The 26,248-nt window shown below is 60.8% G+C and carries 24 protein-coding genes and 1 pseudogene; 14 read left to right on the top strand and 11 right to left on the bottom strand.

Going from position 1 to position 26,248, the window contains the following annotated elements; all coding sequences use genetic code 11:
• Nucleotides 1-11: 11 nt before the first annotated feature.
• The gene (locus V8J63_RS25375; RefSeq protein ID WP_024011648.1) at nt 12-791 is read right to left on the bottom strand and encodes an IclR family transcriptional regulator; all 780 of its coding nucleotides are present in this window, start codon (nt 789-791) and stop codon (nt 12-14) included.
• A gap of 163 nt (nt 792-954) precedes the next feature.
• Here V8J63_RS25375 and hmgA point away from each other — a divergent pair, with 163 nt between their 5' ends.
• From hmgA to maiA, 3 genes are read left to right on the top strand one after another with little or no spacing between them, the layout of a single operon-like run.
• Nucleotides 955-2,259, top strand: a complete 1,305-nt coding sequence (hmgA, locus tag V8J63_RS25380; protein WP_122750886.1) for a homogentisate 1,2-dioxygenase — start codon at nt 955-957, stop codon at nt 2,257-2,259.
• Nucleotides 2,260-2,262: 3 nt separating this feature from the next.
• On the top strand, nt 2,263-3,567 hold the full coding sequence (gene fahA, locus V8J63_RS25385) for a fumarylacetoacetase (protein WP_130888942.1): 1,305 nt from the start codon (nt 2,263-2,265) through the stop codon (nt 3,565-3,567).
• Nucleotides 3,568-3,579: 12 nt separating this feature from the next.
• Nucleotides 3,580-4,215 carry a maleylacetoacetate isomerase gene (maiA, locus tag V8J63_RS25390; protein ID WP_130888941.1) on the top strand — a complete coding sequence of 212 codons (636 nt, stop codon included), beginning with the start codon at nt 3,580-3,582 and terminating at the stop codon, nt 4,213-4,215.
• A 140-nt stretch (nt 4,216-4,355) separates the two neighbouring features.
• Here maiA and V8J63_RS25395 read toward each other — a convergent pair whose 3' ends face one another.
• Nucleotides 4,356-5,159, bottom strand: coding sequence for a SirB1 family protein (locus V8J63_RS25395; protein ID WP_024011653.1), 804 nt, complete (start codon nt 5,157-5,159; stop codon nt 4,356-4,358).
• A gap of 184 nt (nt 5,160-5,343) precedes the next feature.
• Here V8J63_RS25395 and V8J63_RS25400 point away from each other — a divergent pair, with 184 nt between their 5' ends.
• The gene (locus V8J63_RS25400; RefSeq protein ID WP_130888940.1) at nt 5,344-6,363 is read left to right on the top strand and encodes a Glu/Leu/Phe/Val dehydrogenase family protein; all 1,020 of its coding nucleotides are present in this window, start codon (nt 5,344-5,346) and stop codon (nt 6,361-6,363) included.
• A gap of 169 nt (nt 6,364-6,532) precedes the next feature.
• Here V8J63_RS25400 and V8J63_RS25405 read toward each other — a convergent pair.
• Nucleotides 6,533-6,787: pseudogene (locus tag V8J63_RS25405) on the bottom strand (YebG family protein); the annotation flags it as partial.
• A 346-nt stretch (nt 6,788-7,133) separates the two neighbouring features.
• Here V8J63_RS25405 and V8J63_RS25410 point away from each other — a divergent pair.
• Nucleotides 7,134-7,634 carry a phosphate-starvation-inducible protein PsiE gene (locus tag V8J63_RS25410; protein ID WP_016771633.1) on the top strand — a complete coding sequence of 167 codons (501 nt, stop codon included), beginning with the start codon at nt 7,134-7,136 and terminating at the stop codon, nt 7,632-7,634.
• On the opposite strand, the gene V8J63_RS25415 is transcribed toward V8J63_RS25410, so the two are convergent.
• Together V8J63_RS25415 and V8J63_RS25420 are read right to left on the bottom strand one after the other, a co-directional pair.
• On the bottom strand, nt 7,631-7,948 hold the full coding sequence (locus V8J63_RS25415; protein ID WP_016771632.1) for a DUF3509 domain-containing protein: 318 nt from the start codon (nt 7,946-7,948) through the stop codon (nt 7,631-7,633). The two genes, V8J63_RS25410 and V8J63_RS25415, sit on opposite strands and share 4 nt — an antisense overlap.
• 263 nt (nt 7,949-8,211) lie before the next feature.
• Nucleotides 8,212-9,588, bottom strand: a complete 1,377-nt coding sequence (locus V8J63_RS25420) for an L-serine ammonia-lyase (protein WP_125927133.1) — start codon at nt 9,586-9,588, stop codon at nt 8,212-8,214.
• A 135-nt stretch (nt 9,589-9,723) separates the two neighbouring features.
• Here V8J63_RS25420 and V8J63_RS25425 point away from each other — a divergent pair, with 135 nt between their 5' ends.
• Nucleotides 9,724-10,671, top strand: a complete 948-nt coding sequence (locus V8J63_RS25425) for a LysR substrate-binding domain-containing protein (protein WP_130888939.1) — start codon at nt 9,724-9,726, stop codon at nt 10,669-10,671.
• A gap of 200 nt (nt 10,672-10,871) precedes the next feature.
• Nucleotides 10,872-11,279 carry an HPF/RaiA family ribosome-associated protein gene (locus tag V8J63_RS25430; protein ID WP_016771629.1) on the top strand — a complete coding sequence of 136 codons (408 nt, stop codon included), beginning with the start codon at nt 10,872-10,874 and terminating at the stop codon, nt 11,277-11,279.
• 478 nt (nt 11,280-11,757) lie between these two features.
• Here V8J63_RS25430 and fecA read toward each other — a convergent pair whose 3' ends face one another.
• The 3 genes from fecA to V8J63_RS25445 all read right to left on the bottom strand — a co-directional run bounded on the left by fecA (nt 11,758) and on the right by V8J63_RS25445 (nt 15,639).
• Nucleotides 11,758-14,091 (bottom strand): TonB-dependent Fe(3+) dicitrate receptor FecA, encoded by a 2,334-nt coding sequence (gene fecA, locus V8J63_RS25435; RefSeq protein WP_130888898.1) that lies wholly within the window; start codon nt 14,089-14,091, stop codon nt 11,758-11,760.
• 88 nt (nt 14,092-14,179) lie between these two features.
• A complete protein-coding gene (locus V8J63_RS25440) occupies nt 14,180-15,112 on the bottom strand; it encodes a DUF4880 domain-containing protein (protein ID WP_130888897.1) in 933 nt (310 codons plus the stop codon).
• Nucleotides 15,109-15,639, bottom strand: coding sequence for a sigma-70 family RNA polymerase sigma factor (locus V8J63_RS25445; protein ID WP_122881974.1), 531 nt, complete (start codon nt 15,637-15,639; stop codon nt 15,109-15,111). Before V8J63_RS25445 ends, V8J63_RS25440 begins: the two co-directional genes overlap by 4 nt.
• A 145-nt stretch (nt 15,640-15,784) precedes the next feature.
• On the opposite strand from V8J63_RS25445, the gene V8J63_RS25450 reads away from it, so the two are divergent.
• The 6 genes from V8J63_RS25450 (at nt 15,785) to V8J63_RS25475 (ending at nt 22,192) form a co-directional block, all read left to right on the top strand.
• The gene (locus V8J63_RS25450) at nt 15,785-16,090 is read left to right on the top strand and encodes a DUF3649 domain-containing protein (RefSeq protein WP_041479671.1); all 306 of its coding nucleotides are present in this window, start codon (nt 15,785-15,787) and stop codon (nt 16,088-16,090) included.
• Nucleotides 16,087-17,670 (top strand): PepSY-associated TM helix domain-containing protein, encoded by a 1,584-nt coding sequence (locus V8J63_RS25455; protein WP_130888896.1) that lies wholly within the window; start codon nt 16,087-16,089, stop codon nt 17,668-17,670. The genes V8J63_RS25450 and V8J63_RS25455 overlap by 4 nt, the downstream gene beginning before the upstream one ends.
• Nucleotides 17,670-17,996: a DUF3325 domain-containing protein gene (locus V8J63_RS25460; RefSeq protein WP_122610800.1), complete on the top strand. Its 327-nt coding sequence runs from the start codon at nt 17,670-17,672 to the stop codon at nt 17,994-17,996. Before V8J63_RS25455 ends, V8J63_RS25460 begins: the two co-directional genes overlap by 1 nt.
• Nucleotide 17,997: 1 nt before the next feature.
• The gene (locus tag V8J63_RS25465; RefSeq protein ID WP_016771621.1) at nt 17,998-18,564 is read left to right on the top strand and encodes an RNA polymerase sigma factor; all 567 of its coding nucleotides are present in this window, start codon (nt 17,998-18,000) and stop codon (nt 18,562-18,564) included.
• Nucleotides 18,561-19,550, top strand: coding sequence for a FecR family protein (locus tag V8J63_RS25470; RefSeq protein WP_130888895.1), 990 nt, complete (start codon nt 18,561-18,563; stop codon nt 19,548-19,550). Before V8J63_RS25465 ends, V8J63_RS25470 begins: the two co-directional genes overlap by 4 nt.
• A 212-nt stretch (nt 19,551-19,762) precedes the next feature.
• Nucleotides 19,763-22,192 carry a TonB-dependent siderophore receptor gene (locus V8J63_RS25475; RefSeq protein ID WP_336464806.1) on the top strand — a complete coding sequence of 810 codons (2,430 nt, stop codon included), beginning with the start codon at nt 19,763-19,765 and terminating at the stop codon, nt 22,190-22,192.
• A gap of 337 nt (nt 22,193-22,529) precedes the next feature.
• Here the strand turns inward: V8J63_RS25475 and V8J63_RS25480 are convergent, their stop codons facing one another.
• Nucleotides 22,530-23,405, bottom strand: a complete 876-nt coding sequence (locus V8J63_RS25480) for a helix-turn-helix domain-containing protein (RefSeq protein ID WP_024011665.1) — start codon at nt 23,403-23,405, stop codon at nt 22,530-22,532.
• A 140-nt stretch (nt 23,406-23,545) separates the two neighbouring features.
• Here V8J63_RS25480 and V8J63_RS25485 point away from each other — a divergent pair, with 140 nt between their 5' ends.
• Entirely contained in the window at nt 23,546-24,448 is a 903-nt protein-coding gene (locus tag V8J63_RS25485; RefSeq protein ID WP_125927143.1) for a DMT family transporter, read from the top strand.
• A gap of 18 nt (nt 24,449-24,466) precedes the next feature.
• On the opposite strand, the gene V8J63_RS25490 is transcribed toward V8J63_RS25485, so the two are convergent.
• Together V8J63_RS25490 and V8J63_RS25495 are read right to left on the bottom strand one after the other, a co-directional pair.
• Nucleotides 24,467-24,976 carry a DUF2165 domain-containing protein gene (locus V8J63_RS25490; RefSeq protein ID WP_130888891.1) on the bottom strand — a complete coding sequence of 170 codons (510 nt, stop codon included), beginning with the start codon at nt 24,974-24,976 and terminating at the stop codon, nt 24,467-24,469.
• A 139-nt stretch (nt 24,977-25,115) separates the two neighbouring features.
• A complete protein-coding gene (locus tag V8J63_RS25495; RefSeq protein ID WP_130888890.1) occupies nt 25,116-26,090 on the bottom strand; it encodes a 2-hydroxyacid dehydrogenase in 975 nt (324 codons plus the stop codon).
• Nucleotides 26,091-26,248: the final 158 nt, after the last annotated feature.

A 26,248-nucleotide genomic window follows, 5' to 3' on the forward strand; every position in this document is an offset into this window, starting at 1 on the left:
ATAAGCATTACTTAACTTTCGTAACCCATGCGCCAACTCACGGCCCGCGTCGCAGCCAACAACCGCTGCGCCGCCGGGCCGTTTTCGTCGGCGTGGAACAGCGAGGTCGGGCCGACGATGGTCAGCACCGCAGCGATCTGGCCGACCGCGTTGAACACTGGCGCAGAAAGCGCATCCACACCCGGCATCAACAAACCATGCACGTGATGCAGACCGCGTTCGCGGATCTGTTCACACAGCGCTGCATAGGCTGTTTCATCCTTGAGCGGATGCTCCGCGACAGCGATTTCCTGTTCGCGCAATTCATCGGTTTCCCGGTGTGGCAGGTAAGCGCTGAACACCAGCCCGGTGGACGAACTGAGCAGCGGCAGCACCGAACCCAATTGCGTCACCACTGTCACCGCGCGCACCGCCGGTTCGATATGCACCACGGTTGCACCCTGATTGCCCCACACCGCGAGAAAGCAGGTTTCGTTGAGTTCGTCGCGCAACTCGGACAGCGGCAGGGCGGCGACTTTCAGCACGTCCATGCTGTTGAGTGCGGCCAGGCCCACCCGCAACGCTTCGCGACCGAGGCCGTAATGGTTGGTGGCGGCGTTCTGTTCGGCAAATCCTGAAGCAATCAACGCCTGCAGATAGCGATGCACCTTGCTCGCCGGCATCTGCACGTGTTCGGCCAGACGCGACAGCGAAGTCGACGGTGACAACTCGGCCAAAGCCTTGAGGATGTCGGTGCCGACCTCGGCGGAGCGGACTTTCTGTTTGCCGTTGCTGTCGCTGGTTTTTTCCATGGGGCTGGCGGTTCCGGTTCGAATGGGCGTCTTTATAGCTTGACGCTGGATAGCGAGCAAATTACGTTATGCGTAATCAGATTACGATAATAACAACCCCGGCGTGCCGAGACCTCTGAGCCAGAGCGATGGGCCATTGCCGACTCCCTGTTCAGGAGGCTCCATGAACCTCGATTCAACCGCGCAGGACCTGGTTTACCAGTCCGGCTTCGGCAACGAATTCAGCACCGAAGCGTTGCCCGGCGCGCTGCCCGTTGGCCAGAATTCCCCGCAAAAAGCCCCGTATGGCCTGTATACCGAATTGTTCTCCGGCACCGCGTTCACCATGCCGCGCAGCGAAGCGCGCCGCACCTGGATGTACCGGATTCAGCCATCGGCCAACCACCCGGCGTTCGTCAAACTGGAACGGCAACTGGCCGGCGGACCGTTGGGTGAAGTGACGCCCAATCGCCTGCGCTGGAATCCACTGGAGCTGCCTACCGAACCGACGGATTTCATCGATGGCCTGGTCAGCATGGCGGCCAACGCCGGCGCCGAGAAACCGTCCGGCATCAGCATTTATAACTACACCGCCAACCGTTCGATGGAGCGGGTATTCTTCAACGCTGACGGTGAAATGCTGCTGGTGCCGCAACTCGGTCGCCTGCGTATCGCCACCGAACTGGGCGTACTCGAAGTGGCGCCGCTGGAAATCGTCGTGCTGCCGCGTGGCCTGAAGTTTCGCGTCGAGCTGCTCGATCCACAGGCACGCGGTTACCTCGCCGAGAACCATGGCGCGCCGCTGCGCCTGCCGGATCTGGGGCCGATCGGCAGCAACGGTCTGGCCAATCCACGGGATTTCCTTACCCCGGTCGCCGCCTACGAAAACCTGCAGCAACCGACCACTCTGGTGCAGAAATTCCTTGGCCAGTTGTGGGCCACCGAACTCAATCATTCGCCGCTCAATGTGGTCGCCTGGCACGGTAACAACGTGCCGTACAAATACGACCTGCGCCGTTTCAACACCATTGGCACGGTGAGTTTCGATCATCCGGATCCTTCGATCTTCACCGTACTGACCTCGCCGACCAGCGTGCACGGTCTGGCCAACCTCGATTTCGTGATCTTCCCGCCGCGCTGGATGGTCGCCGAAAACACCTTCCGGCCACCGTGGTTCCACCGCAACCTGATGAACGAATTCATGGGCCTGATCCAGGGCGAATACGACGCCAAGGCTGAAGGCTTCGTGCCCGGCGGCGCTTCGTTGCACAGCTGCATGAGCGCCCACGGCCCCGACGGCGAGACCTGCACCAGGGCGATCAACGCCGAGCTTGCACCTGCAAAAATCGATAACACCATGGCCTTCATGTTCGAGACCAGCCAGGTGCTGCGCCCAAGCCGTTTCGCCCTCGACTGCCCTCAATTGCAATCCAGTTATGACGCTTGCTGGGCCTCGCTGCCCGCCACGTTCGACCCGACCCGGAGATAACCCATGACACAGAATTCCATCACCCGCAGTTGGGTCGCTTCGGCCAACGGTCACAGCGATTTTCCGTTGCAGAATCTGCCGCTGGGCGTGTTCAGTCTCAACGATTGCAGTCCGCGCGCGGGCGTGGCGATCGGCGAGCACATCTTCGATTTGCAAGTCGCGCTAGAGGCCGGGCTGTTCGACGGCGTCGCACGCAGTGCGGTGGAAGCCATGCATGGCGGGCAGTTGAACGCGTTCTTCGAACTTGGCCGTGAGGCGCGGGTGGCCCTGCGCGAACGCCTGATCGAACTGTTCAGTGAAGGCAGCACGCTGCGTGGCAGCATCGAAGCGCAAGGCGCGAAAGTCTTGCCACTGGCTGCCGATTGCCAGATGCACCTGCCGGCGCGAATCAGCGATTACACCGACTTCTACGTCGGCATCGAGCACGCGCAGAACGTCGGCAAACTGTTCCGTCCGGATAACCCGCTGTTGCCGAACTACAAGCACGTGCCGATCGGTTACCACGGTCGCGCTTCCACGGTGCGAGCGTCCGGCACCGACGTGCGCCGGCCGAAGGGCCAGACGCTGCCGGCCGGGCAGACCGAACCGGTATTCGGCCCATGCGCACGTCTGGATTACGAACTGGAGCTGGGCATCTGGATCGGCCAGGGCAATGAGATGGGCGAGCCGATTGCCATCGGTGACGCTGCCGAGCACATCGCCGGTTTCTGCCTGCTCAACGACTGGTCGGCGCGGGATATCCAGGCTTGGGAATACCAGCCACTCGGCCCATTTCTGTCGAAAAGCTTCATCACCAGTGTTTCGCCCTGGGTGGTGACGGCCGAAGCACTGGAACCATTCCGCATGGCACAGCCGGCGCGCCCTGAAGGTGATCCGCAGCCGCTGCCGTATCTGCTCGACAAGCGTGATCAGGACGGCGGCGCCTTTGACATCGAACTGGAAGTGCTGCTGCGCACCGAAGCCATGCGCGAGCAGAACCTGCCGGCTCATCGCCTGACCCTGAGCAACACCCGCTACATGTACTGGACCGTCGCGCAAATGGTCGCGCACCACAGCGTCAACGGCTGCCAGTTGCAGGCCGGTGACCTGTTTGGTTCGGGCACTTTGTCCGGCCCGGAAAACGGCCAGTTTGGGAGCTTGCTGGAGATCACTGAGGGCGGTAAGAAACCGATCGAACTGGCTTCCGGCGAAGTGCGCAAGTTCCTTGAGGACGGTGACGAAATCATCCTGCGCGCTCGCTGTGCCCGCGAAGGTTTTGCCTCGATCGGCTTCGGCGAATGTCGCGGCACCGTGATCGCTGCACGCTGACAGGAGCGGCTTATGGATCTCTATGGCTATTACCGTTCCACTTCATCGTACCGGGTGCGAATCGCACTGGCGTTGAAGGGCCTCGATTACCAGGCGCTGCCGGTCAACCTGATCGCACCGTCGGGTGGTGAACATCGGCAGCCGGCGTATCTGGCGCTCAATCCCCAGGGCCGGGTGCCAACCTTGCGCACCGATGACGGTGCGCTGCTGATTCAATCGCCGGCGATCATCGAGTATCTGGAAGAGCGTTATCCACAGGTGCCGTTGCTGCCGGATGATCTGCTGACGCGCGCGCAGGTGCGCGGTGTCGCGGCGGTGATCGGCTGCGATGTGCACCCGCTGCACAACGTCAGCGTGCTCAATCGCCTGCGCCAGTCCGGGCAGGATGAAACGCAGGTGGTGGAGTGGATCAGCCATTGGATCAGCCAAGGGCTGGCAACGGTGGAGCAGTTGATCGGCGACAGCGGTTTCTGTTTTGGCGAATGGCCGTGTGTGGCGGATGTGTATTTGATTCCGCAGTTGTATGCGGCAGAGCGGTTCAACGTCAGCCTGGAGGCGTATCCGAAGATTTGCCGTGTGGCTGCGTTGGCGGCTGAACATCCGGCGTTTATCAAGGCGCATCCTGCCAATCAACCAGACACCCCGTAATTCCTGTGGGAGCGAGCCTGCTCGCGAAGACGGCGTGTCAGTGGCCTTTCATTCAGCTGACACACCGCTTTCGCGAGCAGGCTCGCTCCCACACAGGTTTGTGTGGGCCTCAAGGATGGGGGCAAACCTGCAAAAAGCGGTCAATGCACGACGGAGTTGGGCGGCAGATGGCCGAGGCGTTCGGTCAGGCGCAGGCGCTGGATCGGGTCTTCGCTGAGCAATAACGCATGCTCCAGATCGAAGCGTTCAGCGTTCGGGCAATCCAGCCGTTGATACAGACTGGCCCGGGCCATGTAATCAGAGGCCTTCGCATCACCCAGTTCGAGCACTCGTTCTGCGTCGATCAGCGCGGCGATGTGATCGTCGTGGGTCAGATGCAATTGGCGCAGATTGCGTGACAGACGCTGCAGCATCTGCACTGGCGTGGCCGTCAGTAGATGCTCGGCGCTGAGCTGCATGTTCGGCCCGTATTGGCGTTGCAACAGTTCGCGACAGTCGTTGGGATACAAGCGTCGCCCGCCGCAAGGGTCGAGCAAGTGGTCGGCGCCGGGTACCCGCAACAGGAAATGCCCGGGGAAGTTGACCCCGACCAAAGGAATCTCGAGGCCATGCGCCAGTTCCAGTGCGATCAACGCCAATGCCAACGGCTGACCGCGCTGGGTGTGCAACACACGATGCAGCAGCGCCGCCTGCGGGCGCAGCGGCAGGAAATCATCCTGTGCGAAACCGAGATCGACCATGCGCCGCAACAGCGGTTGCGCCAGTTCGCTGACCGGCAGCATCGGCAGCCCATAGCTGACGCGTAGTTGCAGATCCTTGAAGGTGCGCAACCATGCCTCGGGCTCGAGGGTTTTGTCGTGCTCGGCACTTATCCACAGCGCAGCTTCCAGCAGGGCCGGCGGTGAACGATGCAGGCATTCGAAAAAGCGTTGGCGCGCACTCATCTGAATCTCCCTCCAATGCCTCGTTTTAGCCCCGTCCGTGTTGTTCGTCCAGTGCCGGGCGCGTTGAGCGCGAGTTATAGCGGCGCAACATTGTCCGCTCGGCGGCTCATGCCGGTGCGCGCCAGCAATTTTCGGGGGCAAGCCTATACTGGCGTTCTACAAGAAGTGATTCGGGAGCCTGTCGATGTTCGCTCTCATGCAAAGCACTCGCCTGGAATCGCTGCACTTGAGCGTGGACCCGGTCACCGGGTTGAAGGCGGTCATTGCCATTCATGACAGTCGCCTGGGGCCAGCCCTGGGCGGCTGCCGTTACCTTGCCTATCCCAACGACGAATCTGCGGTCGAGGACGCCATTCGCCTGGCGCAAAACATGAGCTACAAAGCGGCGCTGGCCGGTCTTGCGCAGGGCGGCGGGGTGGCGGTGATCGTGCGCCCGGCCCATGTCGAGAATCGCGCCGCATTATTCGAGGCTTTCGGCCGTTGCATCGAGCAGCTCGACGGTCACTACATCACCGCCATCGATAGCGGCACTTCAGTGGCGGACATGGACTGCATTGCCCAGCAGACCCGGCATGTCACCAGCACCACCTCGGCAGGCGATCCGGCACCGCACGCGGCCATGGGCGTGTTCACCGGCATTCGCGCCACGGCGATGGCGCGTCTGGGCAGCGACAACCTCGAAGGCCTGCGCATCGCGATTCAGGGGCTTGGCAATGTCGGTTATGCACTGGCCGAGCAACTGCACGCTGCCGGCGCCGAGTTGCTGGTCAGTGACATCGACCACGGCAAGGTGCAACTGGCGATGGAGCAGCTCAATGCTCACCCGATCGCCAACGACGCATTGCTCAGCACGCCTTGCGACATTCTTGCGCCTTGTGGGTTGGGCGGTGTGCTCAACAGTCACTCTGTGTCGCAACTGCGCTGTTCTGCTGTGGCCGGTTCGGCGAACAATCAACTTTCCCATCTGGATGTGGCGGATCAACTGGAACGGCGCGGGATTCTTTATGCGCCGGACTATGTGATCAATGCCGGCGGGCTTATTTACGTTTCGCTTAAACATCGTGGCGAGGAGTTGCCGACGATTACGGCGCATCTGTCGAAAATCAGTTCGCGGCTGACCGAAGTCTTCGCCCATGCTCAGGCGGAAAAACGTTCGCCGGCGCGGGTGGCGGATGAGTTGGCGGAAAAGGTTTTGTATCGCTGAAAGCAAAAGATCGCAGCCTTCGGCAGCTCCTGCACTCGAAATGCAGTAGCTGCCGAAGGCTCGGGCCGCGATCGGACGATCTTTCTGATTACTTCGGCGCTTTCGCTGCTTTGGCGGGCTTCGCCGGCGCCTCGTCAGGTTCTGCCGCTTCAGCTTTTTCGACAGGCTCGGCCGGCGCATTGATCAGCTCCGACAGCGCATCGGGCTGGCTCTTGAATGCCCGGGCGAACACATCACGATTCTTCGCCATGTAGATCCCGGCTTCTTCCACTTGCTGTTCGGTCAGGGACGGAACGGCTTTTTGCAGCACATCGGCCAGATATTCGGCCAGTTCGAGCATTTTGTCATGACGATCAGCTTCGGCTTTATCCATGAACAAGCGCTCCAGATCTCGGCTGCTGCGGTATACCACTTCGACGGCCATTCACCACCTCACATGCCTTCACGTTAAGTTGTCTTGACGACTACTGTATCCATATACAGCGAAAAGGATAAGCGAATCCCTGCGCCATGGGTAGTGGCTTTTCAATGTAGACCGGATTTGGCGTTTGTCAGTGAGCCGTGTCGCTGCTGTTCGCGAGCTGGCTCGCTCCCACGGGGAATGTGCAAAGCCGCGAGCCTGCGACCAAACGCCACGGCGCGGGATTTGCGGCGGATCGCCATGATGCGTGGCCCTGAACCTGCATGAAAACCGTTGCAACAAGGCGCGCGCGCAAAACCGTCACGTGCGATACGCATCATCCGCCCGAAACGGGCTAAGGAAACTCATCGTGAAAATAAACTGGGCCGAGAAACTGCGGCGTAACGTGCATCAACTGGCCGAGTCCCTGGGCAACCTGTTCGTCGAAACCTTCCACTATCTGGCGCTGTTCGCCATCGGTGCGGTGACGGCGTGGGCGGCGGTGATGGAGTTCCTCGGCATGCTCGAAGTCGGGCACATCAAGATTGATGACATTCTGTTGCTGTTCATCTATCTGGAACTGGGCGCGATGGTCGGGATTTATTTCAAGACCAACCATATGCCGGTGCGCTTTCTGATTTACGTAGCGATCACCGCGCTGACGCGCTTGCTGATTTCCAACGTCTCGCACCACAACCCGCCGGACATGGGCATCATCTACCTGTGCGGCGGCATTCTGCTGCTGGCGTTTGCGATCCTGGTGGTGCGTTACGCTTCGTCGCAATTCCCCTCAGTGAAGATCGAGAACCCGCAGCGCAAGATCGGTACGGGTTCCAGCGAACATCCTGAAGTGGAGAAGGGCGAGCTCTAAAGGCCCGCCGCCTGGCCGGGCTGGCCTTTGACCCGTGGCGGTGGCGGGGTGAGCCCGGCGCCGCTGGTCATGGCTTCGAGAATCGACATGGCGCTGTGGCCCTGTTCGATGGCGATGCCGAACTGGATGCTTTGCACCAGCCGTTTCAAACGCTCGGGATCGTTGCGCTGTTCGGCACTGATCATGCGCTTGGCCACGATGCGGCCGGCGTTGGACAGGGTCAGCATGATGCTGCCGTCCAGGCCCTGAATGCTCAGATTGATCTGATAGTCCGGCGCGAAAGCATCGGTAATGATTTGAAATGGGTTGTCCATGATGCGTCACCGCCTGATTGAACGTGCAGTTGTTGACCGGCCATGATCCGATTTGGTTCGCAACACCAGACCACTGGCATCTCGTTCGCTGAGGTTTGCAATGTCCGTTTGCCTCAAGGGTGATGTAGCAAGGGGCATGCCGGAAAAATTGTCGAACAATAAACACGGCGAAAAAAACGGCGAGCCTCGGGGCTCGCCGTTTTTTGTGGCGCGTTTTCAGGGCAGGAATGAGCTGATGATCGCTGACAGTGCAGTCAGGCCGATCAGCACTCCACCCAGTTCACCGCCAGCCCGCCCCGCGAGGTTTCCTTGTATTTGTCGTGCATGTCGGCGCCGGTGTCGCGCATGGTGCGGATCACCCGGTCGAGGGAAATGAAGTGATTGCCGTCGCCGCGCAGGGCCATTTGCGTGGCGTTGATCGCCTTCACCGCCGCGATGGCATTGCGCTCGATGCACGGCACTTGCACCAGACCACCGACCGGATCGCAGGTCAGGCCGAGGTTGTGTTCCAGGCCGATTTCGGCAGCGTTCTCCAGTTGCTCCGGTGTCGCACCAAGGACGTCGGCCAGGCCGGCGGCGGCCATGGCGCAAGCCGAACCGACTTCGCCCTGACAGCCGACCTCGGCACCGGAGATGGAGGCGTTTTTCTTGCACAAAATCCCGACAGCGGCTGCGCCGAGAAAGAACGCGACGACATCATCGTCAGACGCATCCGGATTGAATTTCATGTAGTAGTGCAGAACCGCCGGAATGATCCCGGCGGCGCCATTGGTCGGCGCGGTGACCATGCGCCCGCCGGCTGCGTTTTCTTCGTTGACGGCGAGGGCGAACAGGTTGACCCATTCCATCGCCGACAGGGTCGAGCTGATCACATTCGGTTTGCCGATTTCCAACAGGCTGCGATGCAGTTTTGCCGCGCGACGCGGTACTTTCAGACCGCCGGGCAGGATGCCTTCGTGGCGCAAACCTTGTTCGACGCACTCACGCATTACTGACCAGATGTGCAACAGGCCTTGGCGAATCTCGGCATCGCTGCGCCAGGCGCGCTCGTTGGCCATCATCAGTTCGGACACGCGCAGATTATGTTGTTTGCACAGGGCAAGCAGCTCGGCGGCGCTGGAAAAGTCGTACGGCAACACTATGTCACTTGCGGGCGTTAAACCGGACTCCGCTTCAGCCGCTTCGACGATGAAACCGCCGCCCACCGAGTAATAGGTTTGCGTGAACAGCTCGGCGCTTTCGCCAAAGGCGCTCAGCGACATCGCATTGGGATGGTAGGGCAGGCTCTCGTCGAGCAGCAGCAGATCGCTCTGCCAGTCAAACGCAATTGAACGTTGACCGGCGAGGGACAGTTGCCCGGTTTCGCGCAGTTGCTGGATGCGTGGATCGATGGTCGAAGGATCGATGCTGTCCGGCCACTCGCCCATCAGGCCCATGACCGTCGCGCGGTCAGTGGCGTGGCCGACGCCGGTGGCCGAGAGCGAACCGTACAGGCGGATCTGCACACGTCGCACATCATTGAGCAGATGCTGATCGATCAGAGCCTGGGCAAAGGTCGCCGCTGCACGCATCGGACCGACGGTATGGGAACTGGACGGGCCGATGCCCACTTTGAATAGATCGAAAACACTGATAGCCATGCTAAACCCTTACAAGCAATGGAGTAGGAATCGCTGCCATTTTTTGTCGGACAAGCGCAATGTCGGCGATACTGCCTGCCTCGGTTCGAGGTGACCAACGAAACCTCCTAAGACAGCCTTTAGCAGGACTAAACAATGAGTCGTCAATTGCATGCCCAGACCTATGTCTGGCTGCAGGTGTTTGCCTGTGCCGCGCGGCACCTGTCGTTCACCCGTTGTGCCGAAGAGCTGCACATCACCCCGGGCGCGGTCAGCCAGCAGATTCGCCAATTGGAAGAGCGCCTGGGCTTTCGCCTGTTTCATCGGCGCGCGCGCGGCGTTGAGTTGAGTGCACAGGGGCAGCGGCTGGCGATTACCGTCAATGAAGCCTATGGCAGCATCGATGCGGAATTGCGCCGGCTGGACGCCGGGATGATCAGCGGGACTCTGCGGTTGCGCTCGATCCCGTCGTTTCTTGGCAAGTGGCTGACTCCGCGCCTGCCGCGCTTGCAGCAACGCTTTCCGGATATCCAGTTGCGCCTGGTGGCCGAGGACAGCAGCGTGCCACTGCATGAGGGCGATTTCGATCTGGCCATCGACCTTAACGATGGCAGTTACCCAGGATTGTTATCCACAGCCTTGCTCGACGAGCAGATTTTCCCGGTGTGCGCGCCGAGCCTGTTGCGTGGGCGCCCGCCGTTGCACGGGCCGGCCGATCTGGTGCATTTCCCGTTGCTGCACGACATCACCGCCTGGCGTGGCAGTTACGAGTACGCGGAATGGGAGTTCTATTTGAATGCGATCGGCTTCGACGGCGCCGATGTGCGGCGCGGCCACACGTTCAACCGCAATCATCTGACCATCGAAGCGGCGATCGCTGGCATGGGCGTGGCGATTGCCCGGCGCACGTTGCTCAACGATGAGCTGGAGCGCGGCACTTTGATCGTGCCGTTCGGCTTGTCGGTGCCCAACCATAAACGCTATGTGCTGCTGTATGCACCGGGGGCGTTGAGCCATCCGGGCGTGCGCGCTGTGCACGACTGGCTGGTGGAGGAGGCGGGGATTTTTCGCAGTTTGCACCCGCTGAACGAGCAGCAGATGTGAGCAGATTTTTCTGCGGAGCGGGTCGACCCAACTCCCGACATTAACAGCGCCTCGCTCGGTTGTCCGGCTTTTTTTGCGAATGAATATTTTTCTTTTTTCAGGGGTTGAAATGTTCGCCGCTCGGGCCGATTGTTGTAACCAGGAGGTCAGGAAATTCACTTCAAGGCCTCCAGCGAGCTAGCTGAAATAAGGGATGAACTATGCAAATCCAAGTCAACAGCGATAACCATATTCAAAGCAGTAAGCGACTGGAGGAGTGGGTACGTACAACTATTGAGAGCACGCTCGACCGTTATGAAGAAGACCTGACCCGTGTCGAAGTCCACCTGAGCGACGAGAACGGCGAGAAACCAGGTCCCCATGACTTGCGCTGCCAACTGGAAGCGCGGCCAAAAGGCCACCAACCGATTTCCGTGACCCACAAAGCCGATTCGCTGGAACAGGCGATCGACGGTGCCGCCGAGAAACTGGAGCACAAACTGGATCATCTGTTCGGCAAACTGCGAGGTAAACCACGCGCCGCTGTAGTGCCATTTACTGGCAAGGCCAACGACAAGCTGTTGGCGGAAGAATTTGACGAGAATGAACAGGCAGCGATCAACAGTTGATGCGCTGATTTCACAAGTCACACAAGGAGAACGGGCCTGCTGATGCAGGCCCGTTTTTTTGTTTGTGGTGTTGGTGATTGCTCGCAGGGTTTAAGACCGTAGCCCCTCACCCCAGCCCTCTCCCGAGGGAGAGGGAGTCGATCCGGTTGTTTTCAAGTCCAGCGTTCGGCTCGATATTGCAGGCGAGCGTAAATCGTAAATACACCTCGGTCAGTCCCTCACCCTCTGGGAGAGGGGGCCGATTCCGGTTGTTTTCAAGTCCAGCGTTCGGCTCGATATTGCAGGCGAGCGTAAATCGTAAATACACCTCGGTCAGTCCCTCACCCTCTGGGAGAGGGGGCCGATTCCGGTTGTTTTCAAGTCCAGCGTTCGGCTCGATATTGCAGGCGAGCGTAAATCGTAAATACACCTCGGTCAGTCCCCTCTCCCTCTGGGAGAGGGTTAGGGTGAGGGGCTTTTGATCTTCAATGGGCTGCGGTCAGAACGCCACCGTCGTCTGCACATAAACCGTCCGCGGCTCACCCACGTACTTGCCCTTGTTGTTGTCATCGAACGAGCGTGTGAAGTACTGCGTGTTGAAGATGTTCTTCACCCCCACCGCTACATTCAGATCAGACAACTGCGGGCCGAAGTCATACCCGGCGCGGCTGCTGAACAGCATGTAGCCGGGGATCTTGCCGGTGCTGCCATCGGCGCTTTCTTTCGAAGTGTTGGCGTTGTCGGCGAACTGGTCGCTCTGGAAGCTGCTGTCCAGATTCATCTTCCATGGCCCTTCGGTATAACCGACGCCAATCGTGCCTTTGTGCTTGGAGGAAAACGGCACGCGGTTGCCTTTGTTCGGCCCGTCCTCGCGGATGGTGGCGTCGACATAGGCATAACTGGCGTAGACATCGAAACCGGCCAGCGCCGGGCTCAAGTCGTCGAGCGCGTAATTGACGCTGGTCTCGATGCCCTGATGGCGGGTTTCGCCGCGAGCGATCACCGAGTCGTTGGTCTGGTTGCTTTCGTACTGGTTGTCGAAGTTGATCAGGAATGCGCCGATCTCCGCGCGCAGGGCACCGTTGTCATAGCGCGTGCCGAGTTCCCAGGTGCGGGCCTTTTCCGGTTTCACCTCGCCGCTGCTCACGCGGTTGGGCATCTGGCTGTATTGCACGCTGCCGAACGAGCCTTCGGTGTTGGCATACAGATTCCAGCTGTCGGTGAGGTGATAGAGCACGTTCAGCGCCGGCAGCGCGGTGTTGTAGTCGCCCTTGTATTTGACGTTGGTCAGGTTGTTGGTCTGTTGCGACTCGATCATCTCGTAGCGCACGCCCGGGGTGATGGTCCATTTGCCGATGTCGATGCGGTCATCGACGAAGAACGCGTTGGCCTCGGTACCACCGCGAGTGTCGCGGTCGTTGCGGCTGCTGGTGGTTGGGTATTCGTTGGCGCTGATCGGCGTGCGATAACGCAGTTCGTGGCCGGCCTCGTTGATGTAGCGATAGCCGACGCCGACTTCGTGACTGCTCGGACCGAGGTCGAAGCCTTGGGCGAAACGGGTTTCCAGGCCACGTACCCAGTACTCGCGCGGCGACAGCGAAAGGAATGTGCCCTGATCCAGATAACCGCTGCGCAGGGTTTTGGTGAAGAAGGTGTTGGCGGTGAATTCGCGGCGATCTTCCTGATAGCGATAGCCGAAGTTGAACATCGTGCGGCGCCCCCAGAACTGATCTTTCGGCCGCGTCGATTGATACGGATCGGCATCGTAATCGGCGACGTTGAGACCACCGGGCATGTCGGCCTTGCCTTCGTAATACTGGGCCATGGCGTTGAAGCTGTTGGCTTCGTCGAGCTGATATTTGCCCTTGAGGATCAGGTCGTCGATCTCGGTGTCGCTGTGTTCGCGCCAGTCACCGCCACGGGTGCCGGAGTACAACAGCGCACCACCGAGGCCGTTGGCGTTGGTGCCGCCGGCCAGCAGATTGGCGCTGGTCTTGAAACCGTCGTGGCTCGACGATGGGCTGGTTTCAGTCTGGAAACCACCCTTGACCGTTGGCTCGTCCGGAATCGCCCGGGTCACGAAGTTGACCACGCCGCCGACGTTCTGCGGGCCGTAACGTACCGCACCGCCGCCACGCACCACGTCCACCGCATCCATGTTGCCCATGCTGATCGGCGCGAACGACAACTGCGGCTGACCATACGGCGCGAACGGTACCGGGATGCCGTCCATCAATACTGTCGAGCGCGCGGCCAGGCGTGGATTCAAGCCACGAATGCCGAAGTTCAGCGCCATGTCGTGGCTGCCGGTGCCGTTGTTCTCCGGCGCATTCACACCGGGGATGCGGTTGAGCACATCGCGGGCCTGGGTCGCGCCCTGGCGTTCGAATTCTTCGCGGCGGATCACATCACGTGCCCCGGGGTGTTCGAAGACATTGATCTGCGCCGCATCGCCGAGCCAGTCGCCGACTACGGTCGAGGTGCCCAGCTCCAGCGCCGCGTCAGCCAGCGGTTGCAGGCTGAAGGCATTGTCGCCTTCGGCGCGGGCTTGCAGGCCGGTGCCTTCGAGCAGGGCATCGAGGCCTTGTTGCATCGTGTAATTGCCCTCCAGACCCCGGCTCTGCACACCGCTGGTGACTTGCGAGCCAAAGGAAATCAGCACGCCGGCTTCACGGCCAAACTGGTTCAGCGCGGTTTCCAGCGACGCCGGGGCGATGTGATAAACCTTGGTTTCGGCGCCCAGCGCAGCGGGCAAGGCGGTGAAACTCAGGCTGGCGCCGAGCAGAAGATTGCGCAGGCTGCGGGCCAGTGGGGTAAGGCGGGTGGGCTGCATGTGGATGATCCTGAGAAGGTGGAATCAAGGGGGCTTTCCTTCTCTGTCACGCCAGATCTGAAAAACGGCTCATGGTTTTGGCGTTTTTTTACACCCGCGCTTCGACGCTCACCCAATAACGGGTAAAGCGCTTCACTCTGACCGGCAGACTGATCTGCAACAGGTCGAGAATCCGCTCGCTGTCATCCAGTGGATACGTCCCGGAAATCAGCAAATCGGCAACCTGGCTGTCGCACCGCAGCTGCCCGCGCCGGTAGCGGCCAAGCTCTTCGAGGAAGTCGCCGAGGCGCATATGGGCGGCGACCAGCATGCCGTCAGTCCACGCACCACTGTTGGCGTCCAGTGGTTTGGCCGCGCTGACGGAGCTGGCAGTAAAACTCAACTGCCGCGCGACCGGCAGCAGCAGGGGCGCGCGCTGGCTGGCGATGAGTTCGACTCGTCCTTCGAACAGGGCGATCTGCGTGCGATCGGCAAACTGCCGCACATTGACGCGCGCACCTTGGCTTTTCAGCACGCCGTGTGCCGTGCGTATCTCGAACGGATTTGCAGCGCTCAACAGCATTTCGCCCTCGAGCAGACGAATCGTACGCTGCGCGTCATCGACATCGACGGAACTTGCGGTATTGAGCTGTAACGAATCGGCACCGCCCAAGCCGATCTTGCGCCGCTGGCCCACCGGCGTGCGGTAATCGGCGAGCAGCGACGGCAACGGCGTGTGCTCGCGCATGCCCCAGGTCGCCGCTGAGCCGGCACCGAGAATCAGCAACATTTTCAACGCCTGACGGCGGCTGCCGGACTTCGGTCCGTTCAACGCCGCGTGGGCCAACGGCGACGAAACGCCGCGCAAGCGCTGGTTGACCCGTTGCATGTGTTCCCACGCCCGGCGGTGTTCGCTGTGCGCATCCAGCCATTGTTGCCAGGCCTGCTGCTGGCGCGGGGTGAGGGTGCCCTGCTGCATTTCCAGCAACCAGTGCACCGCCTGTTCGGCGACTTGCGCAGAGAAGTCCGGCGCGCGATTCACAGGGCGAAATAGCAGCGCATGGCCGCTTTGTTCAGATGGCGTTTGACCGTGGCCACTGAGATGCCCAGTTCTGCGGCGATCTGTGGATAAGTCAGACCATCGACCTGCGCGAGCAGAAAGGCGCGTTTGACCTGGCGCGGCAAGCCGTCGAGCAGCTCATCGAGTTCGATCAACGTCTGCAGGATGATCGCTTTGTGCTCTTCCGACGGCGCAACCATCTCAGGCATCTGCGCCAGTGTCTCGAGGTAGGCGCGTTCCACATCCTGGCGCCGGTAATGATTGAACAGCACGCGCTTGGCCAAAGTGGTGAGAAAGGCGCGCGGTTCGATGATCATCGGTGGTTCGCGGGCGGTCAGCACCTTGATGAACGTGTCCTGAGCCAGATCCGCCGCGCTGTCCGGGCAGCCGAGCTTGCGCCGCAACCAGCCGGTGAGCCAGCTGTGATGAGCATGGTAGAGCGATTCGACGGGATGGGCGGGCGGCAACGAAATCACTCCGGACGCAAAACTTGCGTAGAGAACGTGCATTAGAGAACAAGAACGGTTCGCATTGTAGAGGCTGGCGAGAGTGTCCGGCAATCAGATGCTTTTGCGTATGAGAATATTTATCATTAATATTGCTCGCCTGTAGATTCGGCTTGTCGGCCGAACGTTTCCGTTTCAGGGTCGAAACATGAAAGGCAAACTCGCCACCCTTCCCATGTCCTATCGTCTGGCCGTCACTTCGCGAGTGCTGGCGGCGATTTTCGGCGGCTATCTGGTCGCGGCGCTGGCCAGTGTCACCCTGACGTTGTGGCTGCCGCTGAACCGCGCCGAAGCGGTGGTCACTGGCATGACCGTGTCCTTTCTGGTCTATCTGGTCGCGGTGCTCTGGTGTTTTGCCTGCCGCAGCGCGTGGTCGGCGTGGGTCGGCCTGTTGGTGCCGAGCGTGATTCTCGCCACCGTTTCCGGTGCCGCGCGCGGTCTGGGGCTGGCATGAAAGAGGGCTTCCGGCAGGCGATGGCCTGGCTGCACACCTGGGCCGGGCTGGTGTTCGGCTGGTTGCTGTTCGCGATTTTTCTCACCGGCACGCTCGCTTATTTCAAAGATGAAATCAGCCACTGGATGCAGCCGGAAATCGCTGCACATTCGCTTGATAGCGAAGCGAGCCTGGCGCTGGCGCAAGATTATCTGCAACAACACGCCGCCGGTGCCTCGCGCTGGCTGATCGATTTGCCCAATGCCCGCGACCCCGGCCTGACGGTGCGCTGGCAGCAGGCGCCGGGCAAACCCGGCGAGCGCGGCCGCTTCGAATCCCGAACTCTCGACGCTCAGACCGGGGCCGAGGTGCAGGGCCGCGAAAGCATGGGCGGCGAGTTCTTTTACCGTTTCCACTTCCAGTTGCAGATGCCTTACCCGTGGGGGCGCTGGCTGGCGACTATAGCCGCAATGGTGATGTTCGTTGCGTTGATCAGCGGCATCATCACCCACAAGAAAATCTTCAAGGACTTCTTCACCTTCCGCCCGCGCAAGGGCCAGCGTTCCTGGCTCGACGGGCATAACGCCGTGGGCGTGCTGGTGCTGCCGTTTCATTTGATGATCACTTACAGCAGCCTGGTGATTTTCATGTCGATGGTTATGCCGGCGAGCATCGTTGCCTCTTACGGCAGCGACGTGCGCAAGTTCTACGACGAAGTCTTTCCCGCCTCGAAGACGCCCGAGCGCGCCGATGTCGCCGCACCGCTGACCGCCATGGCGCCGCTACTGGCCAAGGCCAGCGAGCAGTGGTCGGGCGGCCACACCGCGCGCCTGTCGGTGAGCAATCCGGGCGATGCCAGCGCTACGGTGGTGCTGTCCCGCGCGGGCGATCGGGTGGTGCATGATTTCGGCCGGGCGGTGACCTTCAACGGCGTCACCGGACAGCTTCTGAGCAGTACCCCCGATCAACCGATGGCGATGGCGGTGGGTGGCGCGTTTTATGGTCTGCACATGGGGCATTTCGCCGGGCCGCTGTTGCGCTGGCTGTATTTCATTTGCGGACTGGCTGGCACGGCGATGATTGGCACCGGGCTGGTGATCTGGCTCGGCAAGCGGCAGCTCAAGCACGTGAAAAGCGCGGCGCTGCCGTTCGAACTGCGCCTGGTCGAGGTGCTTAATATCGCCAGCATGGCCGGCCTGGTATCGGCGGTGGCGGTGTTCTTTTTGGCCAATCGACTGTTGCCGGTGAGTCTGGCGGGGCGGGCCGATTGGGAAGTGAATGCGTTCTTCATAGCCTGGGGTCTGAGTGTGGTGCACGCCGTGTTGCGTCCGGGGCGCAAGGCGTGGATCGAACAGCTGACGCTCGGCGCCGCGCTGTTTATCGCGGTGCCGCTGATCAATGCGCTGACCACACCGTGGAATCTTGGCGCGACCCTGATGCAGCGCGACTGGGCACTGGCCGGACTTGATCTGACGTGTCTGGCGACGGGGCTTTTTCTCGGCTGGGCTGCGCGCAAGATGCAGCGTACGGGCGACTCCGTCAGCGTTCGCAAAGCAAGTTCTTCGCCTCGCTCGATCACAGTCGAACAGGGGGCCAACTGATGCTGCTGGCCCTGTTGCTCACCTATGCCGGCTTCACCGCGTTGTGCCTGTCGATGCCACGTCATCACGCCGAATTGCTCGGCGCCAAACCGTCGACGCGCCGCCGTCAGGGTCTGGCGCTGGCGGGATGGCTGTTGCTGGCGCTTTCGCTGTGGGCGGCGGTCGCGGCCAGTGGCTGGAGTTTCGGTCTGGTCGACTGGTTCGCGGTGCTGATGCTCAGCGCTTTGGCATTAGTGCTGTTGCTGCCGTATCGCCCGCGTCTGGCCATGGCCCTGGCCGGCTTGAGCCTGTTGGCCAGCCCGGTCGCCGCCTGGGCGCAGTGCTGAAGTGCTGATCGGTCTGCCACCGGAATCGCGTGACGATGAAGCGCGTGGCGCGCGTGCGCATTTTCTTCAGGTGTTTCTGTCCCAGCGTGCGCAAATGGAGGCGCTGGTGAATCGGCGCGTCGGTTGTCGGGCGACGGCGGCGGATCTGGTCCAGGATCTGTTTTTGCGCTTCTGGCGGCGGCCGCTGGTGCAGGTCGAAGAGCTCAGCACTTATCTGCTGCGCTGCGCCGGCAACATCGCCATCGACCATCTGCGCAGCGAAGGCACGCGCACGCGAGTCAATGAAGGCTGGCAGCCGGACGAACCCGACAGCCATGGCAGCGAACCCCAGGCCGCCCTCGAAGCCGGCAATGATCTGCGTCACGTCGAAGCAGCATTGCGCGCCTTGCCCGAGCGTACCCGGCAGATCTTTCTGCTCAATCGCATTCACGGGCGCAAGTACGCTGAGATCGCCAAGGCCATGGGCCTGTCCCAAAGTGCCGTGGAAAAACATATGATGCGCGCCCTCGAGGCCTGCAAGGCCAGCCTGCGCGACCCCGCGCCACGCCTGCCAGGGAAAGCACCGTGAAGCCATCCGATCCGATCACACCGACGCCGGCCCAGGAGCAGGCCGCGCTGGCCTGGCTGAGCCTGTTGCACGACCGCCCGAGCACTGGCGATCAACTGACCTTCAGCCAATGGCTGCGCGCCGACCCGGCCCATGCCCAAGCGTATGCGCAGGCGCAGGTGATCTGGGAACTCAGCGAAAGCCCCGCGCGCACGCTGGCCGATGAAGATGCGTTCGCGCTGCAAGGTTATCTGCGGGCGATGGATGCCCCGCGTCGTTCGCTGATGTTGCGTTGGTCTGGAGCACTGGCGCTGGCCGCGTGTCTGCTGTTGATGATCAGCCTCGGCACGGGGTGGCAGGCGCAACGCTGGCTCGACGATCTGCGCGCCGATCATGTCTCGGCACCAGGGGAAATTCGCACGGCGACACTGGCCGATCAGACGCAAGTGACGCTGGATGCCGACAGCGCGATTGTTGTGGATTTCAGTCATGGCCAGCGCCGCGTGAAATTGATCAGAGGCGCTGCTTTCTTCAGCGTCACTCACACTGGCGATCCGTTTGTGGTGGCGGCGGAGCAGGGCGAGGCGCGGGTGCTCGGCACGCAGTTCGAAGTACGCCGGCAACTCCACGGCGCGCAAGTGACGGTATTGTCCGGACGTGTCGCGGTGACGGCGGATGAGCATGGCCAACAACAGATTCTCACGGCCGGCCAGCAAGTTGCTTATGCCGACGGCACTGCGGAAAAACTGCATGCCGTGGACAGTGAAGCGCAACTGGCCTGGCGTCAGGGTTGGCTGACTTACTACAAGACCACGCTGGCCGATGTCGTCGAGGATCTGCGCCGCTATTACCCGGGGCGGATTGTGCTGCTCAACGATGAGCTGGCGGCGCGCAAGGTCAGCGGCAGTTTCCCGAGCAAGGATCCGCAAGCGGTGCTCAATTCGCTGCAGGGGGTGTTGGGGTTTGAGCAGCATCGGGTGTTGGGGCAGCTGATTATTTTGCGCTGAGGCTGCCGGCCTCTTCGCGAGCAGGCTCGCTCCCACAGGGTACGCATTCCAAAGGTGGGAGCGAGCCTGCTCGCGAAGGCGTCAGCCCAGGCAACAAATTCCCCGAAAAATATTTTCAAATTAAAGGTGAGGTAACCCCGAGCCCCATCCGTGTAGTGACTGAAACTGCGAGCCATTCGCATCCGTTGCGGTTCTACACAGGTCATTGAGCAATGAAGTCCAGGGCAAAATCCGGTTCGGTCAAACAGTGGTTGGGCATGTCTGCGTTGAGTTTTTCCGCGTTGGCATTGCTGCCGATGAGTATCGCGCTGGCGACAGAAGCGGTGAGCAATCAGGCGCAACAGCAATTCAATTTTGCCCTCGCCGCCAAACCGTTGCCGCAGGCCCTGAGCGATTTCAGCCGCGTGACCGGGCAGAGCGTGGTCTACACCGACGAAGCGCCGTACGGTCTCAATGCCCCGGCAGTCAACGGCCAGATGAGCGCCGAACAGGCCCTGCATCGCCTGCTCGGCAACTCCGGCTTGAGCTTTCGCCGCACCGACAGTCATACCCTGGCGCTGGAGCCGATGCCGACCGCAGGCGCGCTCAATCTCGGCGCCACCACCATCACGTCCACGCGCGACGAATCGATGAGCTATCAGCCGCCGGAAACCAGTTCGGTGATGCGCTCATCGGCGTCGCTGCAAGAAATCCCACAGACGGTCAATGTCATCCCGGCGCAGGTCATTCGCGATCAGGCGCCGCGCAATCTCGACGACGCGCTGGCCAATGTCAGCGGCATCACCCAGGGCAACACCTTGGGCAGTACCCAGGACTCGGTGATGACTCGCGGCTTCGGCGACAATCGCAACGGCTCGATCATGCGCGACGGCATGCCGCTGGTGCAGGGCCGTGGCATGAACGCGACCGTGGATCGCGTCGAAGTGCTCAAGGGCCCGGCCTCGTTGCTCTACGGGATTCAGGATCCGGGTGGTGTGGTCAACCTGGTCAGCAAGAAGCCGGAACTGACCCAGTACAACGCCGTGACCGTGCGCGGTTCGACCTACGGTGACGGCAAGAACGGCAGCGGTGGCGCCTTCGACAGCACCGGGGCGCTGGGCGATTCCGGCTTCGCCTATCGCATGGTCGTCGATCATGAAGACGAAGATTACTGGCGCAACTTCGGCACCCATCGCGAGACGCTGATCGCACCGTCGCTGGCCTGGTACGGCGAGCGCACCAAGCTGTTGTTCGCCTACGAGCACCGCGAGTTTCTCACCCCCTTCGACCGTGGCACCTTGATCGATCCGCGCACCAATCATCCGCTCGATATCTCGCGCAAGCAGCGTCTCGATGAGCCGTTCAACGACATGGAAGGGCGCTCGGACCTCTACCATTTCGAAGCCGACCACGAACTCAACGACGACTGGAAAGCTCACTTCGGCTACAGCTGGAACCGTGAAACCTACGACGCCAGCCAGGTACGCGTGACGGCGATCGACACCAACAAAGGCACACTGACCCGCAGCATGGACGGCACCCAGAATGCGATCAGCACCGATCGTTTCACCACCGCCAGCCTCGAAGGCAAAGTGAATGTGCTGGGCATGCAGCATGATCTGGTATTCGGCGTTGATGACGAATACCGCAAGATCTACCGCGAGGATCTGATCCGGCAGAAAAGCCTGACCACGTTCAGCTATCTCAACCCGGTGTATGGTCGCGAAGTGATGGGCACTACGGTGAGTGCGCCCGACAGCGCGCAGACGGATAAGCTGCGCAGCGATTCGCTGTTCCTGCAGGATTCGATTCACCTCAACGAGCAGTGGATTCTGGTCGCCGGCGGCCGTTTTCAGGAGTACGACCAGTACGCCGGCAAAGGCGTGCCGTTCAAGGCCAATACCGACAGCAATGGGCAGAAGTGGGTGCCGCGCGCAGGGCTGGTGTATCGCTACACCGACGCGCTGTCGTTCTACGGCAGCTACACCGAATCGTTCAAACCTAACTCGACCATCGCCCCGCTGAGCGGCAGCAGTACCGTGCTCGACGGTAGCATCGCGCCGGAGGAAGCCAAGTCGTGGGAGCTGGGTGCGCGGCTGGATATGCCGGGCAGCATCACCGGCAATATCGCGTTGTTCGACATCAAGAAACGCAACGTGCTGGTGGCCAATTCCGAAGGCCCGACGACGATTTACAGTGCGGCAGGCGAGGTGCGTTCACGCGGGCTGGAAGTTGACCTGAGCGGGCAGCTCAGCGAGCACTGGAACCTGATCGGCAGCTATGCCTATACCGATGCCGAAGTCACCGAAGACCCGGAATACAAAGGCAAGCGCCTGCAAAACGTAGCGAAGAATTCCGGCTCGCTGTCGGCGGTGTATGACTTCGGCAATGTGTTTGGCGGCGATCAACTGCGTGTCGGGGCAGGGGTGCGGTACGTCGGCGAGCGTGCCGGCAACGCGGTGAATGATTTTGACCTGCCGAGCTACACCGTGGCGGATGCGTTTGCCACTTACGACACCATGGTTGAAGGGCAGAAGGTCAAGTTTCAGTTGAACGTGAAGAACCTGTTTGATCGCACCTATTACACCTCGTCGGCGAGCCGCTTCTTTGTGTCGATGGGGGATTCGCGGCAGGTTTCGCTTTCCAGCACTCTGGAGTTTTGAGGCAAGATCAAAAGCCCCTCACCCTAGCCCTCTCCCGGAGGGAGAGGGGACTGACCGTGGGATATTCGAGAGATACACCGACCTGAAAGTAATGCTTGGAATCCATAATCGATGCGATTTTTCAGGTCGATGTACACCGCAAGACACCTCGGTCGGCCCCCTCTCCCTCTCCCGGAGGGAGAGGGGACTGACCGTGGGATATTCCAGAGGTACACCGACTTGAACGTGTTGCTTTGAATCTATAATCGATTCGGTGTTTCAGGTCGACGTACAGTGCGAGACACCTCGGTCGGCCCCCTCTCCCTCTGGGAGAGGGCTGGGGTGAGGGGAAGAGGGCTCAACGCAAAAAAGCCTGCCGATACTCGCCCGGCGTCCCACCCAAAACCTGCCTGAACCGATTAGTAAAATGGCTCGCACTGGCAAACCCGCACGCCAGCGCGATCTCGCCCAGCGGCAGCGCCGTGCCGCGCAACAATTCCCGCGCCCGGCTCAAGCGCCGCGCCAGCACGTACTGGTGCGGCGGTAGCCCGAAGCTGACGCGGAACATCCGCGCAAAGTGATATTCCGAAAGCGCACACAGCCCGGCCAGTTGCCCGAGGCTGATCGGCTCGGCCAACTGGTTGTCGATGAACTCCACCAGTTGTCGGCGCTGGTGCGGCGCCAGCCCGCCCTTGAGGCGCAGGCCCTGGCGCGCACCGACTTGGCTGAGCAAGGTGTGGCTGATCAATTCATGGGCGAGGCTGCTGGTCAGCAAGCGCTCGGCCGGCTCTTGCCAGTTCAGATTCAGCAATTGCCGGAAGCGCTGCGCCTGCTGCGGATCTTCGAGAAAGGTCTGCTCGCGTAATTGCATCTCGCGCGGTTCGCGATCGAGCAAAGTGACGCAACCGAGGGCGAATTGTTCGGCGCTGAAATACAGGTGCGCCAGACGGATATCGCCATTGATCACCCAGCCCGATTCATGATCGGCCGGCAGGATGCACAGCTTGTCCGGCCCGCCTTTGCGGCCCGGCTGGCCACGACGGAATGTGCCGGTGCCGCCGGCGACGTAGCACGACAGCGTGTGATGACTTGGCGCTTCGTATTCCTGGGCATCGTGGTGGTTGGTCCACAAGGCCGCAGACATGCCGTCACCGAGCTCGGCGCTGTGCACAAGGCGTGCATTCGGCGAGCGGTTGAGGGCTTGAAAGACTTGCAGGGTATCGATAGCGGCCATGTTCGGTTCTCTCCAACGCCTTGCATCCTACTCCGTAGACGCCGCCCTGCCAGCCTGCCGCCAGACAAAAGCGCAAGATTGTGCAAGCGTCGAAGGCTGCCCGAGGCAGACACTCAAGGCCTGTTTAAGGAGTGTGTGCCATGAACCTGTCGTTGTACCTGCTGACCGTGCTGATCTGGGGCACCACCTGGATTGCCTTGAAATGGCAATTGGGCGTGGTCGAAATCCCGGTGTCGATTGTCTATCGCTTCGGCCTCGCCGCGTTGGTGTTGTTTGCGTTGTTGCTGCTCAGCCGACGCCTGCAACCGATGAACCGCCGAGGCCACTTGATCTGTGTGGCCCAAGGACTCTGTCTGTTCTGTGTGAACTTCATGTGCTTTCTGACGGCCAGCCAGTGGATACCCAGCGGTCTGGTGGCGGTGGTGTTTTCTACGGCAACGTTGTGGAACGCGCTGAATGCGCGGGTGTTCTTCGGCCAGCGCATTGCGCGCAATGTGTTGCTGGGCGGTGCGTTGGGGCTGTCGGGTCTGGGGCTGTTGTTCTGGCCGGAACTGGCCGGGCATCAAGCCAGCCCGCAAACCCTGCTCGGCCTTGGATTGGCGTTATGCGGCACATTGTGTTTTTCCGCCGGCAATATGCTCTCGAGTCTGCAACAGAAAGCGGGATTGCGACCGCTGACCACCAACGCCTGGGGCATGGCCTACGGCGCGGCGATGCTGACGGTGTGGTGTCTGTTCAACGGCATCCCCTTCGCCATGGACTGGTCGCCGCGTTATGTCGGTGCGCTGTTGTATCTAGTGATTCCCGGCTCGGTGATTGGCTTCACTGCGTACCTGACGCTGGTCGGGCGCATGGGCCCGGAGCGGGCGGCTTACTGCACGGTGCTGTTCCCTGTGGTGGCCCTGAACGTGTCGGCGTTTGCCGAAGGTTATCAATGGACCGCACCGGCGCTGGTCGGGCTGGTCTTGGTGATGTTGGGCAACGTGTTGGTGTTTCGTAAACCGAAAGTGCTGTTGTCTGCGGGTCAAGGGAAGTTGGCTTGATAAAGCGAGCGCTGGGTTTCAGCGCTCAACTTTCAAAGTGATGTAGATCATCACCGGGAAGATGAAGTCGACAATATGCCTCGCCCAGTCCTTGGCATTCCATGATAGCGAAGTGTCCATATCGAACCACTCGACACCTACAGTTTGTAGACAAACGTAATAAATGAAGATGGCGACCAATATGCCCATGATCGAAAACTTCTTGGCTTCATGGAATGCCGCTGGCGATGCATCGATGTAGCGATACAACTGGTAAGTACCGATCAGGCAAAGCACGGTATAGGTGACTTCCATGGTGATGATGAACCAGTAGATCCGGTGATGGATCATCGGCGAATCGATCGCGCGGTACATGATGTTTTCACTGGCGTTGGTGGTGTCCATGCTCAGGATATGTGCAACGTAAGTGTAGTTGGACTCATAGTCAGTGAAGTTATGAATCATCACCAGCAAGCCAAAGAAACTTATATAAGCCATCAAGATGACTTTGCTGTAACGAATGAGTTTGTCGGTGGTCAGGGTTTTCACGGGATTGGCTCTCCATGGCAATTAATCAATAAGTTGATAAGTTGCGAGAGCTTATATTGCTGTTGCTGGGTCCGGCGTTTTTGTTCGGTTGCAAGTTATGTAAGGTGAAGGCCGGCGCAATGTTGCGCCGGCCTTTTTTTCAGCCGCGCCAGACTTGCGGGTTGACCAGATCCTGCGGCCGTTCGCCGAGGAGGGCGCTGCGCAGGTTGGCCAGGGCGCGATTGGCCATGGCTTCGCGGGTCTCGGTGGTGGCCGAGCCGATGTGCGGCAGGGTCACGGCGTTCTTCAATTGGAACAGCGGCGATTCGGCCAGCGGTTCTTTTTCATAGACGTCCAGCCCGGCGCCACGGATGCGGTTGTTTTGCAGGGCTTCGATCAGTGCCGGTTCGTCGACCACCGGGCCGCGCGAGATGTTGACCAGGATCGCGCTCGGCTTCATCAGCGCCAGTTCGCGATGGCTGATCAGGTGACGGGTCTTGTCGCTCAGTGGCACTACCAGGCAGACAAAATCGGCTTCGGCCAGCAGCTCATCGAGGCTGCGGAACTGTGCGCCGAGCTCCTGTTCCAGTTCGGTCTTGCGGCTGTTGCCGCTGTAGATGATCGGCATGTTGAAGCCGAAACGACCACGGCGGGCGACGGCGGCGCCAATGTTGCCCATGCCGACGATGCCGAGGGTCTTGCCGTGCACATCAGTGCCGAACAGCGGGGCGCCGACGCTGGCCTGCCATTGGCCGGCCTTGGTCCAGGCGTCGAGTTCGGCGACGCGGCGGGCGCTGCTCATGATCAGGGCGAAAGCGAGGTCGGCGGTGCTTTCGGTGAGCACGTCGGGGGTGTTGGTGAGCATGATCCCGCGTTCGTTGAAGTAGTCGAGGTCGTAGTTGTCGTAGCCGACCGAGACGCTCGAAACCACTTCGAGTTTTGTTGCGCTTTCCAGTTGTGCGCGGCCGAGTTTGCGGCCGACGCCGATGAGGCCGTGGGCGTGGGGCAGGGCTTCGTTGAACTGGGCGTTGATGTCACCGGTCTTGGGGTTGGGGACGATGACGTCGAATTCTTCTTGCAGGCGTTCGATCATGGGCGGGGTGATGCGGCTGAAGGCCAGGACTGTTTTTTTCATTGGGCTTGGGCTCGTCGGGGCTTGATTGCAAGCACGCTAACATTTTCTCGCTCGGGTTGTCTTGGCGGCCTCTGGGCCGACCATGCCTTGGTTTGTCTGGTGTGAATATCCGAAGGTTTCGGTGCGGCGGCTGGCGGTTTCGCCTGACGGCGACTTAC

The organism is Pseudomonas sp. CCNWLW23 (assembly GCF_037095675.1).
In the GTDB taxonomy this organism is placed as follows: Bacteria; Pseudomonadota; Gammaproteobacteria; order Pseudomonadales; family Pseudomonadaceae; genus Aquipseudomonas; species Aquipseudomonas atacamensis.